Below are 14,889 nucleotides of genomic sequence, written 5' to 3'. Positions count from 1 at the left end.
CCTGCGCGCCTTGGGGCTCATGTTTATTATCCCGGCCACTTCGCCCTGCGCGATGGTGTTCCTTCCGCTCTCGTCTATGTTGAACTTCCTGAGCAGGTCCAGTATCGAGGTGCGGGTGGTCTTCTCGCCGTCCAGGCGGTAAAGCATCTTGCCGTCCTCCCTTATCGCCCTCCGTATCTCGTGCTTCGCGCCTCCGTCCTCCACGTACACCGTGACCTCGGCGACGCGGGCGCTCGTTGAGATGAGGTCCTTGGCCCTCTTGGCCCTGAGGTTCTTCAGGCTGGTCTCGCCGAACGCGAAGCGTATTGCGTCGCATATGTTGCTCTTGCCGCTCCCGTTCGGGCCGGCTATGCACAAAAAGTCCTTCGGGAACGAAATGTCCACGAGCTTGAACGTCTTGAAGCCCCTCATTTTCACGCGGGAGATATACATCAGAATCACTAACGTCGGAACGCCACATTATCGGAGAGGTTATTTATAAACCCTTATCCGCTACGGCGAAAGCGGGTATCTCTCCAGGTAAACCTGGGTCTGGAATATCGTGAGGAGCGGGATTATCACGAGCCCGTTCACCGCGAGAACCAGGTATTTCGCTATCGAGACCGGAATCGCGAGGAAGAGCGTGAGCTCCACGAATGAGATTATGAAGAGCGCGGCAACGGCCCAGAGGAGCACGAGCTTCCATTTCGCCAGCACCATCTTCGCCGAAAGCGCCACTGCCCTGAACGTGTCCATGTCGTCTATGACTATCGCCGGAGGGACGAAGAACACCGCGAGGAAGAAGAAGAACGAGAGGAAGGGGTAGATGATGTTATGGTACGGGCTGTCGAAAGTCGCTACGTTGACGCTGAACGCAAGCAAAACCGCGATGGTGTATATGAGGAACACCTTTATCGCGTATTTGAACACGCCGCTGAAAATCTCCTTCGGTATCTTGTTCTGGGTCCTGTTGGCCTTTATGAGCAGGTTTATGTTGGTTATCGCGTCCGCGAATATGAACAGGGAAAGGAGGTATGCGAGCACCACCACAATCATGTCCGTCAAATTCATTTCAGGTATGCTGCCTATGCGCATGAACGTGCCGCCCAGGCTCAGGTAAGTGGGGCTGGGGGCGAGAAACAGGGCCAGCATGGATATTACGAACATGATGGAGAAGATGAATATAAGCCAGGTGTTGCGTTTCCATTCCTTTTCGGTGTCGTTCAGTATTTTTCTGAGGCTCATGGCATCCTATCGGAGAAAATGTTTTTAAGAGTGCGCAAGGGGCAAAATCCCGCGTCCTGTCCGCCCAATCCGGACGTTAACTGGATATTATCAGCAAATCGGGAAGCGAGTCTATGCTTTCCTTCGCCCCATTGCGCCTTTTTTTGCTTAAAGTCACCGAAGTGTGGGCCGCCAGGTACATTTCCCTGTCCCCTTCCGAATCGCCCACTGCCACAATCTGCGCCGGCTTCAGGGCAAGTTGCCGCATGATTGATTTCAGCGCCCTGCCCTTGTGGAAAAGGCGGTAGCGATGGGGGAATTTCGGCACCTCTACCATGCCGGTTATTTCGTTTTCAGCGACTTCCAGCTTGGGGCATATGATGAAATCAAAAAGCTGCGGCCTGAAAACCGAGGAGATTATGCGATCGTAAGCGTATGATATCAAAGCTATTTTGTAGCCCATGCGGCGCAGGTAAATGAGGGTTTCTTCCGCAAACCTCCTTTTTTTGACTTCTCCTGCAGCGCTCTCGAAAACCGCGATGTTGGTGCCTTTCAGGGCTTTCGCGATGGATGCGGTGAGCCGCTTCTCGCTCATTCTGCCCTGCAGGAAAGCGGCGCGCCAAGTCCGAAGGCGATTCAAGAAGCCGAATTTACGCGCTATGACATCTATGCTCCTGCTCTCTGTGAGCGTTCCGTCAAAATCAAAAGCTACCAGTCTATGCTTGCGCGCCAGAAAGCCGGCCTGCTGCAGTATCGTACGCGAAACTTCCTCAGCAGTTCGTATCTTGGAGGCGTGCTCCCTGTGCTTGTGCTCAATCTCGCCTATGTTCACCTCTACTATCTTCTCCCCTGCTTTGAGCGCTGAAAGGATTATCGCTATGTCAATCCCCCAGCCAGTATCAACATCAAGGCCCAGCAGAAGGCCTTTGCGTATGGCGAACTGGCCGCTCAGCGGCTGCCCGAGCTCAAGCTCGGAAAAAATGTGCTTCAGCAGGGGCTTCGCAGTGAAATCGGTTATTCTGCCTTCAAGCGGATGGTAAGTGGATTTGCATATGCTGCATTCGTGATTGAGGAGTGGAGCTGCAAGTTTCTCAGCCACTTCCTTTGAAAAGCCCTCAAGGTCCGCGTCTATGAAAACTAGGAGGTCGTTTTTGGCGGCCCTTGCACCGCTCATTATTGCGGCTCCTTTCCCCTTGTTTTTCGCATGCCGCACCAGGCGTGCCCTGCTTTCACGCGCCACTTTCGCCGAGCCGTCGGTTGAGCCGTCGTCCACCACTATGACCTCTGAAACTATGTGCGATTTGAGGCACTCGGCTATCACTGCGCCCAACGTGCTTTCCTCATTGTAACATGGTATGATAACTGACGCCCGCTCAAAGGTAAGCAGGTTCCTTATGAAATCCAGAATAATGTCGCCGGGCTCAAGTTTTTGTTTTGCATCCATAAAACGGTTTTCTCCAGGGCGTTTAATAAACTGGCAGTTCCGCCATCGCCGTAATGCACATCCACGGTTGTAGGAGGTGCTTGATCTCAAAGTTTCTTTATTTTAATCTTCCGGGGTTGATTGCTCTTAGAACCCCTAGCGAAAGCCTGGCTGCAGATTCTTTTATCGTCCCCACCTCGCCTCCCAAGCTATCCATCACGTAATTAGTCGCATTCACGGGCGCCAACACAAGAATGGAAAGCTCTTTGGTGAGAGGCACGAGCCCTTCTAGCATCTTCCTGGAACGCCGGGCTTCCTGCCCCATGAAACGCAGCATGCCGTTGAAATCGTACGCCATTCCCTTTACAGGGTAAACAGTGATTATTCTCATTATCAAGGATTTCGTCTCTATGCGCTCAACATTGGCGAGGCTGGGCAGAAACCGCCCCGCAACAGAGAAGAGGGCGAGCCGTCCGAGGGCAGAGAGCACGAATATCACCTTGAAAGCGTCAATGTAGCCGAACCCGGATGAGAGTAGGAACGCGAGTGCGGCTCCGCCTGAGAGGGTTCCGAAAAATATGCCTGCGTTGAACGCAAGGTTCCTGTGCGCGAAGCGCTTTTCCTTTCCGCTTTTGGAGATTTCAAATAGGTAGTCGAAAGCCGCAAGGTTTATTCCGCTCCACACCAGGCCTGAGAACGCTTCCGCGAAAAGCGCCTCGAAAGGGGTATTGATATACAGCCAAAAAAGCGGAATGAAGATGGAGAGGAAACCGTTTGCTATCAGCACCTGCCTGCCCCCGTATTTGCTTATCACTATTCCCCAGCCCGGATAGGCGAGGACTGCGAAAAGTATCTGCACGGCCAGCACCAAGGAGTAAGACAAATAGTCGAAGTTGAGGTTCTCGAGCATGTGTATGTTGAAGAATGGGGATGCGAAATACACGACAAAATTGAGGATGAATGTCACTGCCAGGAAACCAGGCAGTACTGTGCCCCCGTCCTTTCCGGGAACGCTGTGGCGCTTGCGGGGCTCATAGTGCCCTTTCAGCAGGAATGCACTGGCGAATCTCGCGAGCGAGGCTATGAGGAAAAGGATGGAGAATCCGTAGAGCACCTGCGCAGGAGGGAACAGGTTGAGGATGACCCCCGAAGCGCCGAGACAGATAAGTGCGGCCATGAACATTATCTGGTTCCTTCTCCCCAGCCATCTGGACCTTTGCCCCACAGGCACGACATCCCCAAAAAGAGAGAACCAGATTGGCTGGAGCACTGCGTCCAGGAGGTATATCACCGAAGCCACCAATATGAGAAGCAGCACGGCCACTTCCCGGCTTGCAGAGGATGCGGCGGAATAGGATAGGACTGAAAGAATGAGCCATGCGGCGGCCTGGAGAGCCGCGCCGCTGAGAGCACCGTAGCCCTGTTCTTCACCAAGTTTCTGAACGAGGCAGTCACTTCGCCACCCAGGCCGGTGAGGAGGTAGGGCAACGAGGTGAGCACGCTCAGCTGGGAAATTGTCGCGCCCAACGCAACTCCCATGGGCAGGAGGAACGCCCTGCCGGCATATTCCATGATGTTCGCGAAACTCCCTTCGACTATGGAATCGCGCATTGTCCTTCTAATCTTCCCCGGTTCGCCCATAAAACGGTTTTCTCCGGGACTTTTAATAATTTGGCAGTTTCACACCATCGCCGTAATGCGCTTCCACGGTTGTGGAAAATCAGGCGTTTTTGGTGGAATGCGCATTCTTGGTTTTCTCCTTCTGCGGTTCTTCCTCAGCTGCCCCGGTTTCATCTTCACCTGCGCTTTTCGGTAAAACGTCCGGCTTGTGCTTTGCGCCGTTTTGGTAAGCATAGACCGCAAAGGTTGCGATTATATTGGTGAGGAATATCACGCTGAACACTATTTCCTGCAGGTGCGGGATAGATATTCCGTTGCTTATTATCACTCCGACCACGACTGCGGCGGCAAGGCCGCGCGGAAGCATCGGTATTATCAGGCCGCGCTCGTACTTTTCATCGTCCTTCAGGACCAGCCGGTCCGCGATGTAGCGGGCGATTATGAACAAGCACACCAGGAGGACGCTTACTGCTATCGTTCCGAAAGTCACGCTGCCCAGCGGAAACAGCATTCCTATGTACGCAAAGAAGAAGGTGCGCGTGAAGAAGGTCACCTCGCTCTGGAAGTCCTTTATCTTCTCGTCCATCTTGTATTTGGAAATGGAGAAGAAGGAGGGCGGCATGTTCTTGAGGTTCCCGAACACCAGGCCGAAAACAAAGACCGCGAGCGCACCGTTGGCCTTTACCGCCTCAGTAAGCGAATAGGTGATGAAGAGCGCGGCCACGGTGAGCATGTAGTCCAGCGTATGCTTTGGGATTTTCTGGAGTATGAAATTCCACGCGAAAGCGCCGGCTATGCCGAAAAGTATGGAGATGGCGAAGGAGCTTAGCAGGGAATTGGCGAAATCACCTAAACTGAAATCCAGCGTCTTTGCAGCCTGCACCAGGATGAAAACCACGATTATGACGAGCGTGTCGGTGAGGGTGGATTCTATGGTGAGCAGAGACTTGGTTTCATCGCTCGCACCGGTTTTTTCAGCCATCGCGATCACGATTGCGGATGAGGTTCCGCCGAGGACCGCGCCGACCATCAGCGCATCCATTACGCTAAGTTTGAGAAGTGGAGCTAGGATAAGAGTGAAAACCATGCTGAGAAGGAACGCAAGGAAGGTGAAGAGCGTTGATTTCGTAAGCGTCCTGAACACGTTGAATATGTTGAATGAGAGCCCTCCATCGAAAAGGAGGATTATGAGCGCGAGCACGGCCATGAACGGGTAGATTGAACGGATGAGCGAGCCTTCTCCGGTCTCCACTATTCCCAAAGCCGGCCCGAGGATGAAACCGAACAGCATCAGAATCAGCACTTGGGAAATCTTGTATCTGTCGGCTATGTAAAGGGCCGCGTATCCCACTATGATGGTGAGCCCGATTATGAAAAAGGCTTCGAACATACGCATCTATCAGGTACATCGTTTATAACTTTTTATATGCGAGCCGATAATCCGGCGAGTGAAAGGACCAGGAGCACGGCCGGGATGATGAAGCGAATCAGAAGGATGTATGGCGTTAGGAAAATTTCGGGAAGCGCTCTTGCGGATTCTTTCTCGAAATCCTTCCATGCCCATCCCAGTGCCAGGACGAGCAGGAGCGCGACTACCGGAAAGACCAGCACCACCACGGTCCCGTCCAGGTAATCAAGCACCGGCACACCGGCAAATTTCAAGTTTGTCCGGGAATAGCTCAGAAGAGATGGGATTGACAGGAGCGCTATCAGTGCGGTCAGGTAGAACGCAGCCTTTTTTCTCCCAGTTCTTGCCGAAAGGTCCACGACGCCGACTTCGGCCATGCTTATCGTGGATGTGAGGGCAACCGAGAAGAGGAGGAGGAAGAACATGGGCATTGCGATGTTGCCGAAAGGCATCTGGAGAAACGCCAGCGGAAGGGTGTCGAATGCCAGGGTTGCGCCCTCGGAAGGGCTGAGGCCGTAGGTAAACACCAGGGGGAAGATTGCGATTCCTGCAACCAGAGCGACTGCGGTGTCCGTGAAAGACACTATGGCCGCTGCGGACGCGGTTTTTTCCCTCTTTTCTGCGTGCGACGCATAGGTGAACATTATACCTGCGCCCACGCTCAGGGAAAAGAGAGCCTGGGATATAGCGGCCATCACGGTCTCTATGTTCACGCTCCCGAAGTTCGTGTAGAACTTCAGTGCCTGCCCCAAGCCAGGAAGCGTGAATGAATAAAACAGAAGCGAGATGAGAATTGCGAAAAAGACAGGCATGAGCACCGAATTCGCCTTTTCTATTCCCTGCTTAAGGTCCATGCGCATTATGAGGAATATCGCCAGCAACGTGAGCGCGGTGGAAAACGGAAACATGCTGGACCTGGAGTATTCGGCCAGCGGGGCGTAGGTGCCGGAAACAGATGAGAAAAGATATGCCAGCGTCCATCCGGTGACTACCACATAATAGGAAAGTATCAGCAGGTTCAGCGCGTGCAGTATCAGCGAAATTAGAGAGATGTTCCGCCCGATTTTTGAGAACGCTGGGAAAAGAGGGGATGCAAAGTGCTTTCCTGCGGTGAATTCGAGAATCATCAGCGGAAGCCCTATCAGCGCCACCGAAATCAAGTATATGACTATGAACGTGCCGCCGCCATAAGCTCCGGCCATGTACGGAAATCTCCAGATGTTCCCCAGGCCCACTGCCGAGCCAATGGCTGCAAGCAGGAACATGTAGCGGGAGGACCATCTTTCCATACGCCCTAATCTATTGAATAATTCTTTAAAGCCTTAGTCCCGGGTCCGAAGTGCAAAAGGGCAAAATCCAGCTGGAAACAGGATGGTTTTTATTTTGTTCAGCTCCTTAAGCTCCTTAAACGTATTACGGGCGGTTTTTCGGCGCTCCGAAGAATTGGAGGTTTGTCTGCAGAGATTGGATTCGCCTGCTGGCGAATGCTCTCCGCAGATTAAGGTTTCTTTTTTGGGGTGAATACCTCCGCAATAGAGCGAAGCTCTTTGCGGCGAAGTTGCCGAACACTTCGGCAACAACGCAGACCTTTTTTCTTTTCCAAAGAAAAAGGGACCTCGAAAACCGATGGTTTTTGAGGGACAGTCGCCGTTTTCAGGCGACTGGATATGGTGCAGAGATGGCGGAACCTGGTATCGCGCTAGACTTGAAATCTAGTGCCCTTCTGGGCTTAGGAGTTCAAAAGCATTCGCTGTTGAAAAAACAGCAAAGCTGACAATCTCCTTCTCTGCGAATGAAATAGAGCGGAGAAGGGCATTCGCCGACGCTCCGGCGAATCCAACCTTCTCTGCGAACTTTTTTCATAAGCGCCAGCGCAGCTTTTTATAATCTTCACTCCAAAGCCGTTGTTATGGCCCAAATGCAGGAAAGAGTGCAGAACGAAGCCGAGAAGAAGCCTGGCTGGTTCAGGCGCTTAATCAGAAAACTCGTGCCCAAGAGAAAGGAAAAAACGGTTGATGAACCTGCCGTCAGAGCCCGTGAAACTAAAGGCCGGCTGGAACCCAAGGAAACGCTTGTGGGGCCTAACCAGATAAGCCTGGAGAACCGAATGTGGTCCAATCGAAGCAAGGAAGATGTTGAGAAACTGCAGGCAAAGTATGCTGAAATCCTGGACATGGCCCATGAGTACATAAAATCCAGGAAATTCAAGAGGGGAGTGCCGGAAGAGATAAATGGGGCGAAAGCCGAGGATGTCGCGAAGCTGGCTGTGCAATTCATAAACAGCCATTTTAATTATAGGCCCACTGGCCTGCTTTCAGATTCTGTGGACTCATTTTCCAAAAGCGGGAAAGGCGTTATAGACTGCGACACCAGTGCCCACCTGGCCGGGGACATTCTGCGCGAATTCGGGATAAAAAGCTCGGTAATGCTGGTATCAAGAAGGGGGGAACCGCACGCGGTGCTCAAAGTTTATCGCAAGGAAAATAATGTGCGCTACCTGGAGACAACTTCGCCCCACATAATGACCAGCGCATGGGGGTCAGGGATAATGCACGAGTATGAGTTCAAAAGGGCTTATGGGGAAAAGGCGCGCGGCCTAAACTTGCCCAAAGAATACGCAACTGGCTATATGGCCACGGGGGATGTTTACTACAACTCTTATGCCCATGGCGATATGGGGAGCCTTGAAACCGCGCTCCAATACTACAAGAGGGCGCAGACGATAGATCCGAGCAATGCCGAAGCCGAGGGCAAATTCAGGGAGGCGGAAGGTGCCATGGTGCTTGCCGCGAACCGCGAAAAAATATCAGGGGCGCGAATAAGAAAAGTTTAGTTTTAGTGCCTCAAATCTATTATGTCATTCACGTCCGGGCCGGTTCCAATCAAAGTTACCGGAACCCCGAATTCCTTCTCAACGTTTTTCACGAATTCCTGCGCATCTGAGGTTAGTTTTGAGAATTCGCGCACTCCCGCGTTTCCCTGGAATTTTATGTCTATCTTGGTTATCGCGATGTCGGTTGCGCTGTTTATGCGCGCGGCTTTCCTCAAATCCTCGAAATGCAAATCCTTGCTCGTCCTTCTAGGTCTTCCGGTTACGGTCCCGTATTCCTGGAAGCCGAGCTTCACTGCCTCATCAACAGGAAGCTCCCCTGGGAACGGGCCGTTCCCCACGCGGGTGGTGTACGCTTTTATCACCATGATTACACGGTCTATGGACTTGGGGCCCAGCCCCACGTCCGCGGCAACCGAAGAGGCGGAAGTGTCCTTGCTGGTCACGAACGGATAGGTCCCGTAATAGAGCGAGAGCATGAAGCCCTGGCTGCCTTCTATGAGCACGTCCTTCTCAGCGTTCACCTCCTGTTCAACGTCGCAAATGTACTGCTTGAGCTCCGGAATTTCAGAGACGAATTTCGCGACCCTCGCGACGCGGTCCATCATTGCAGGCCCGCATCCTGTTCCAGTTGTTCCTATTTTCTTGGAGTTGTCGCTCTTGTCGCGCTCGCGGTGCTCTGGGAGTATCGCAATCGCGCGGAAATCTATTCCGGACCGCTTTTCCCCTCCTACTTCGGCAACCTCCTTGAGGAAAACCTCCGGGTTCACGAGCACTCCTGCGCCTATGAGCAGGCGCGCGCTCCCATTAACGAAACCGCAGGGAATGAGCCGCAGGCCGTATTTCTTCCCGTTGTAGAAAACCTGGTGGCCGGCGTTCGGGCCTACGCCGCCGCGCACTATCACTTTCGGATTGTCCTTCACTGCGAGGTAGCTGAGTATTTTCCCTTTTCCCTCGTCACCGTACTGGCCTCCCACCACTATGGTTCTCATAAATCACACCTCAATCCGTGTCGAGCGCGTCCTTCACTGCGGAAACGCAGGCCTCGAGCACAGCTTCCGGCTTTTCCAGGGCGTTCGCACCCGCGGCTTTCGCGTGGCCTCCGCCGGTTGCGCCGAAACGCTTCCCTATGGCAGCCATTATCTCGTTCATCGCTATCTTCACGTTCTTTCTTGCGCGAGCGGAAACCCGCGTGGTCTTCTCCCTGGCTTTCCAGCTCGCGGCGAAGGATATGTCCGCGAACTCGCTCAGCGAGGAGGAAGCGTCGCTTTCGTTCCCGCCCACGGTTGTTGTTGCAATCACAAAATTCTTATAGGCGACGCACTTCGCGCGCGAAAGCGCGGACAGCATGGCCATTTTCTCTTCAGGCGCGCGTTCGGGCTCGGCCCATTCCAGCACTTCCTTGTAGCTTTTTCCGCAAATTCCGAGAAGGCGCGCAAGCTCGCTGAAGCTCTGGGCGTTCCCGCCTTTGAAGCGCGCGGTGTCGGAAACGATTCCGACTGCGAGCGCGAACGCGGCCTTCGGCTCAGGACTCTGGATCAGCTGGGAAACAAGCTGGCAGGTGGACGGGGATGCGGCGTCCCACAGCTCGAACTCCGCGGCTATGCGCTCCGCAGGAGGGGACTTCTGGTGGTGGTCTATGAGCCCGAGGATTTTCCAGTCGCGCGCCTCTTTTATCATCGAGTAGCTGCCTGCATCCACAACTATGAGCCCTTCGTACTGAGCCCTGCTGGTTTTTTTGAATTCGTGGACTTTTATCCCGAGCTCGGCTGCGAGGCTCTTCGCAGGCAGGCCCATGTCGTCCGGAGTAATCAATATGGAATCCGGAAAAATAGTGGACAGCGCGTAGCCGGAGCAGAGCGCGTCCGGGTCCGCGTTGCGGTGGAGCCCTATGGCGACCTTCGCTTTCGCGTATTTTTTCACGAAGGAAGGGAAATCCATCCCAAAAACCGGGCCGGCGCTTGCAGCAGGTTTTTGGGATTCATCGCCGAATGAGGAATGCCTCCTTGCTCGCGGAGTCTCTTCGGCAATGTTCATATGGCCACCATCACATGGAAGGAGTGTATCCCTTGGACAAGTCCTCTATCTTCTTCTGGAGCCTGAGAAGCTGCGATTTGGCCTTCTCCTCCTGCTGCGCGAGCGTTTTCACCCTTATCTCAAAGAGATTTTTCCGGTCTTTCAGGTCCTTCTCGGCGTCCTCGCGCGTGGTTTTCATCATTATGCTCCCTGTGGCCTTGTAGATGTCGCTTTTGGCCTTCGCGAGCTCCTCGAGCGCGAGCGAAATCTCGTTGAGCTGGAGCTGGAGCTGGTGCTTCTGGAGCATGACCATCTGGAGCTGTTTCTCAGCGTTCTGGTATTCCACCAGGTCCTTTTCGAGTTCCGGATTAGGTTGGTTCATTTTTTCACCCTGCATTTAAACCGCTACAACAATAAGCAGGAATAATTTGGACTGAACAATTATAAATACCTAATCCCCGGGGAATTTCTGCTCGAATTCCTCTATCGCCTGCAGGTAGCGCAGGTAGCTGTTTAGGGTGGAGCGCAGGGCCACCATGTCCTCGGCTTCCACCCTTATCATCAGTTTTCCCGCACGCATGTAAATGGTGCTGGAAAAGCGCTTATTTGAGGCATTTTCCTTCTTCAAGGCCGCGATTATGCTCTTTGCCTCCTTTTCCGGCACTTCAATTGTGAGTTCGGCGCTGTTTTTCATTTTTCCACCCTGCACTCCTGGATTCCGTATTCCATCTCCAAAAGGTTTTTCTCTTTGCGGATTATTCTCATCTTCCCGCCTTCAGCGAAAAGCACCGCGTCCCCGCCGTAGAAAGCGTCGAAGCCGAAGAGGGATTCCAATTCCTTCCCTTCTTTGCCTTCAAAAGCGCCTATCTCGCAGGGCTTCTTCAGCAAATCCGGTTCGAAAGAGTATTTGATAACGCGCAGCGTCTTTTGCTTCCACCCCCAGCTGGAAACCGAGATGGAAATGAAGGAAATTTCCGAAGAAGAAACTATTGAAAGGATGTTCTCGCCTTTTTTCCGCGCCTCGGAAACGAGCGCGTCCACGGTTTTCTTCCCGCGCGCGCGGTAAAACGAGCCGATTGAGGAAGCGAACGCCCTTGCAAACGCGCGCGACTCCCTGGAAGGGTGGCGGTCCGTGCTCACGAGCATTTAATCAGTGTTTGTTGTTTTCGCTATGGGCGGCCTTTTCTTGAGAAGGATTTTCTCCCCGCTGTGCGGGAATTCGAAGTTCTTCGCGTCGCTGAGCTCCACAAGGTCCCTGGTTTTCCAGACTTCGTATTGCGCCATAGAATCACTGCTGCATGGACTCGCGTATCACGCGGTTCGCTGTTACCCCTACTCCGGTCGAGAGCGAATACGCCCCGCCCGCTATCTTCGCTTCGCAGGAGCGGCACTTCCAGAGCGCGTTGCCCACGCGCTTCACGTTCTTCTTGCCGCACTTAGGGCACACGTACCTGTCCTGCTTGAGCCTGCGCGCCGCGTCGTAGAGATTCCTCATCTTGGCGCTGTATTTTGAAGTCCTCATAAGTTTTCACCTGATTCAGAGAATGTATTTCCTTAGCTCGTCACCTTTTTTAAACGCTATGTCCACCGCCTGCAGCACTTCATCCCTGCTCATCGCGCCCTTGGTCTTCTGCATGGACGCGAGCAGGCCTGTCTGCGTGGTGGTTATCGTCAGTGTCGAGTCAGCGACAAGGTTCTCCTCCTTGGACGGGTCCACGAGAAGGTACTTGTCAATCTTGGCTATCGTGGTGGAAATCGGGAAGTGCTTGAGCGGGAGCCCTCCTATGGATTCGGTGCGCACCAGCTTCCCTTCCGAGTATTTCGGTATTTTCGCGCTCATGAGCGCGCCCATGGCCGCGAGCGAAGCCGCGTCGGTCATGTTGCCTGAGTGGTCCAGCACGTAAATGTCCAAATAAAGCGCGAGCACCTTCCCCTCCTCGAGGAAGAAATTCGCGGTTATCGGACTGTCGCCTTCGACCTCGGCGCTCCTTATGCCCCTGTCGGTCACGCGCGCGAGCTGTATGGAATTCTCGTTCGGAGGCCCTGGCTCGAACGTGGGGCTCGCGAGCGGAAGGAATTCGCAGTTCACGCTGAAAACCCCCTCGTTCGGCCTGTCCGCGAACGGGGTTACAGCGTCGAATTTAGCGCCCACAAGAATCTGCGTCTTGCCTATCTTCGCAAGCGCGGAGCCTTCTGCGGTGGCTATCACGCCTTTCTTCACGCTTATCGGACGGTAATCCTCGAATCCGCGGCCGTCCATGCGCTCGCCCTTCTTGAAAATGTCCAGAAGCACCCCTTTCTTTATGTCGTGCATAACTACGTCTTTTGCGCTTTCTCCCATAAACATCACCTTCAGAGGCTGAGCCCCTCGGATTCCAGCTTCTCGTAGCTGCGCACTATCGCGTCCGACTGGAGCGCGTGTAGCTTCTCGGAAGCCGAGATGGCCTTGTCCATCGCACGCTCGAATTCGGCTTTCGTGAGCAGGCCGTCCATCTGCAGGAGCAGTATGTCCTTGTTCCTGTGCGAAACGGCCATGGGAACGTCGCTCTGCCCGAAATTGTCCTCGTCCCTTCCCAGGTCCACGGCTATTTCGCCGTCTATCTTCCCTACGGCGATTCCGGAAACCATGTCCTTCATGGGGATTCCGGCATCAGCAAGCGCGACCGCGGCCGCGGTTATCGCGCTCACCCTGGTGCCCCCTTCTGCCTGGAGCACGTCTATGTAAACGTCTATCTGAGTCATCGGGAACAGCTCGGTTATCACGAGGCTCTCGAAAACTTCCCTTATCACTTTCGAAATCTCGATGCTGCGCCTGTTCGGGCCGCTCCTGCTGTGCTCCTCCTTGCTCGCGAACGGGGACATCGTGTACCTGCACTTCATGAGCGCCTTGAACGGGTTCGCGTCGTGCTTCGGTATGCACTCGCGCGGCCCGTACACTCCGGCGAGGACCTTGTTCCCGCCCCATTCCACGTAGGCCGAGCCTTCGGCTTCGTTGAGCACTCCTGCCTCGATTTTGACCGGCCTCGAATCGTCGAGCCCGCGTCCGTCTATCCTCTTTCCGTCTATTATGAGTTTGGGTTTTTCTCCGCCTCCCATGTGTTCACCTTTTTCATTTTTCTGCCTGTGCAATCATTCGTCCTTGTGCTTCGCGAGGAAATCCGCGATTTCGTTCGTGAGCCCGCTCATGTGCGATTTCCGGTTCACCATGTCTATGGCTTTCAGCGCGAGGCTTATGTTTCCCCCGGAGAGCCAGACGTAGCCGTTGTTCCCTACGTACACTTCGGTTCCGGTGCCCTGCATTATCGTGTTGAGCATGCTGTTGCGCTTCCCTATGAGGCGGGGCACTTTCGCGGCCGGGAAGTCCATTATTTTCCCTGGCGCGAGCTTGCGCACGTCTATGAGGTCCACGTTCCCTATCTCATCTACGTCCTTCACCTTCCCGAACATTATCTCGCCCATGCTGAAAGGCACGCGCGTGTCCTTCCCGGAAAGGAAGCCCTCGAACGGAAGGTTCAAATCAACCTTGTACCCGTTGCCCCTGATGTACACCACTATGCCCACCACCGCGTCGCCCTGCCTCGGGGAATACACGCTTTTCGTGGGCACGAACTTGTTCTCCTCGTCCATCATGCCCGCCACGCTCGCGTAGGTCTTGTTTCCCTCCACGAAAGTGGTCTCGGCCATGAACGGAGCGTCGGAAATCTTCTCTCCCGGCACTACGATTTTCTTCACTGAATCACCTGTAAGCAATATCGCTTTTCGCGACATTTCGCTTTCTAAACTTGTTCCAGAAAAAGTACGTTACGCCCCTCCTGGGCAATGTACCTCCGGTTTTTCGTCTCTTTTACGCATCAATTAATGAAAGATAGTATATTTAAATTTAATCCACACACAAATACATAGGGATGACCATGAAAAAGGAAATCGCGATCACCGCTCTGCTGCTTGTGGTTGCGGCAGCGCTCGTGCTCGGCATCAACATGGCCGGCGGAAACTACGAGGAAAGGGACGCGAAGAAAGTCGTGCTTGAGGACCTCCAGGAAAGGTTCCCGTACGCGGACAAGATAGAAATTATAGCCTTCGAGCCCAGGACCAACGGGGACCAGAGGTACTTTGCGATAAAAGCGAGCGTGAGCGACGATTTGGACATGCCGTGCCCGAAGAGGACCCATTACTATTACAATTATCCCGAACAGAACTTCGTCCCTGCGCCTCCCGAGTACATAGTGAAGACCTGCAGGGTGTGCGAGAACAAGCCGTGCATAATCGCTTTCCCCGAGGAGGCGATAATTGCGAGCCACACCCTTGCCGGGACCGGAGAGGTTTCCAATTATATAGTGAATGCGGGGGACGTGAAGCCGTACGTGAGCAAGATAGCGCAGGGATGGG

19 protein-coding genes and 1 tRNA gene are annotated in these 14,889 nt (G+C 53.8%); 3 read left to right on the top strand and 17 right to left on the bottom strand.

Translation table 11 applies throughout. The features are described 5' to 3' along the window. The 7 genes from WC488_01750 to WC488_01720 all read right to left on the bottom strand — a co-directional run. Window positions 1-432: AAA family ATPase (locus WC488_01750; protein ID MFA5077128.1), on the bottom strand; the 432-nt coding region annotated here is incomplete at its 3' end. Window positions 433-492: 60 nt separating this feature from the next. Beyond that, window positions 493-1,224, bottom strand: coding sequence for a hypothetical protein (locus tag WC488_01745; GenBank protein MFA5077127.1), 732 nt, complete (start codon window positions 1,222-1,224; stop codon window positions 493-495). Window positions 1,225-1,300: 76 nt separating this feature from the next. Next, window positions 1,301-2,647, bottom strand: coding sequence for an HAD-IB family phosphatase (locus WC488_01740; protein MFA5077126.1), 1,347 nt, complete (start codon window positions 2,645-2,647; stop codon window positions 1,301-1,303). 97 nt (window positions 2,648-2,744) lie between these two features. Continuing rightward, a complete protein-coding gene (locus WC488_01735; protein ID MFA5077125.1) occupies window positions 2,745-3,944 on the bottom strand; it encodes a hypothetical protein in 1,200 nt (399 codons plus the stop codon). After that, a complete protein-coding gene (locus WC488_01730; GenBank protein ID MFA5077124.1) occupies window positions 3,914-4,267 on the bottom strand; it encodes a hypothetical protein in 354 nt (117 codons plus the stop codon). Before WC488_01730 ends, WC488_01735 begins: the two co-directional genes overlap by 31 nt. Window positions 4,268-4,346: 79 nt before the next feature. Beyond that, window positions 4,347-5,636 (bottom strand): cation:proton antiporter, encoded by a 1,290-nt coding sequence (locus tag WC488_01725; GenBank protein ID MFA5077123.1) that lies wholly within the window; start codon window positions 5,634-5,636, stop codon window positions 4,347-4,349. Between the two features lie 32 nt (window positions 5,637-5,668). Then, window positions 5,669-6,943 (bottom strand): sodium-dependent transporter, encoded by a 1,275-nt coding sequence (locus tag WC488_01720; protein ID MFA5077122.1) that lies wholly within the window; start codon window positions 6,941-6,943, stop codon window positions 5,669-5,671. Window positions 6,944-7,326: 383 nt separating this feature from the next. Between WC488_01720 and WC488_01715 the strand changes: the two genes are divergently transcribed. Further along, window positions 7,327-7,445: transfer RNA gene (locus WC488_01715), tRNA-Ser, on the top strand. Between the two features lie 118 nt (window positions 7,446-7,563). Next, window positions 7,564-8,487, top strand: coding sequence for a hypothetical protein (locus WC488_01710; GenBank protein MFA5077121.1), 924 nt, complete (start codon window positions 7,564-7,566; stop codon window positions 8,485-8,487). A 2-nt stretch (window positions 8,488-8,489) separates the two neighbouring features. Here the strand turns inward: WC488_01710 and WC488_01705 are convergent, their stop codons facing one another. The 10 genes from WC488_01705 to WC488_01660 all read right to left on the bottom strand — a co-directional run bounded on the left by WC488_01705 (window position 8,490) and on the right by WC488_01660 (window position 14,232). Next, window positions 8,490-9,476 (bottom strand): adenylosuccinate synthetase, encoded by a 987-nt coding sequence (locus WC488_01705; protein MFA5077120.1) that lies wholly within the window; start codon window positions 9,474-9,476, stop codon window positions 8,490-8,492. A gap of 10 nt (window positions 9,477-9,486) precedes the next feature. Beyond that, a complete protein-coding gene (locus WC488_01700; protein MFA5077119.1) occupies window positions 9,487-10,521 on the bottom strand; it encodes a DHH family phosphoesterase in 1,035 nt (344 codons plus the stop codon). A 10-nt stretch (window positions 10,522-10,531) separates the two neighbouring features. Next, window positions 10,532-10,882, bottom strand: coding sequence for a prefoldin subunit beta (locus WC488_01695; protein MFA5077118.1), 351 nt, complete (start codon window positions 10,880-10,882; stop codon window positions 10,532-10,534). Window positions 10,883-10,951: 69 nt separating this feature from the next. Continuing rightward, a complete protein-coding gene (locus tag WC488_01690; GenBank protein ID MFA5077117.1) occupies window positions 10,952-11,194 on the bottom strand; it encodes a KEOPS complex subunit Pcc1 in 243 nt (80 codons plus the stop codon). Then, window positions 11,191-11,646 (bottom strand): hypothetical protein, encoded by a 456-nt coding sequence (locus WC488_01685; GenBank protein ID MFA5077116.1) that lies wholly within the window; start codon window positions 11,644-11,646, stop codon window positions 11,191-11,193. The genes WC488_01690 and WC488_01685 overlap by 4 nt, the downstream gene beginning before the upstream one ends. After that, window positions 11,647-11,784 (bottom strand): hypothetical protein, encoded by a 138-nt coding sequence (locus tag WC488_01680; protein MFA5077115.1) that lies wholly within the window; start codon window positions 11,782-11,784, stop codon window positions 11,647-11,649. Window positions 11,785-11,788: 4 nt separating this feature from the next. Next, a complete protein-coding gene (rpl37ae, locus tag WC488_01675) occupies window positions 11,789-12,022 on the bottom strand; it encodes a 50S ribosomal protein L37ae (GenBank protein MFA5077114.1) in 234 nt (77 codons plus the stop codon). A gap of 15 nt (window positions 12,023-12,037) precedes the next feature. Further along, on the bottom strand, window positions 12,038-12,841 hold the full coding sequence (gene rrp42, locus WC488_01670; protein ID MFA5077113.1) for an exosome complex protein Rrp42: 804 nt from the start codon (window positions 12,839-12,841) through the stop codon (window positions 12,038-12,040). 11 nt (window positions 12,842-12,852) lie between these two features. Beyond that, window positions 12,853-13,596: an exosome complex exonuclease Rrp41 gene (locus tag WC488_01665; protein MFA5077112.1), complete on the bottom strand. Its 744-nt coding sequence runs from the start codon at window positions 13,594-13,596 to the stop codon at window positions 12,853-12,855. A 33-nt stretch (window positions 13,597-13,629) separates the two neighbouring features. Continuing rightward, window positions 13,630-14,232, bottom strand: a complete 603-nt coding sequence (locus WC488_01660; protein ID MFA5077111.1) for a KH domain-containing protein — start codon at window positions 14,230-14,232, stop codon at window positions 13,630-13,632. Window positions 14,233-14,405: 173 nt separating this feature from the next. On the opposite strand from WC488_01660, the gene WC488_01655 reads away from it, so the two are divergent. Continuing rightward, window positions 14,406-14,889, top strand: a 484-nt coding sequence (locus tag WC488_01655) for a hypothetical protein (GenBank protein MFA5077110.1), incomplete at its 3' end; no start/stop codon positions are given.

Source organism: Candidatus Micrarchaeia archaeon (genome assembly GCA_041650355.1).
Classification (GTDB): domain Archaea; phylum Micrarchaeota; class Micrarchaeia; order Anstonellales; family Bilamarchaeaceae; genus JAHJBR01.
This window is presented reverse-complemented; position numbering and strand designations above follow the sequence as displayed.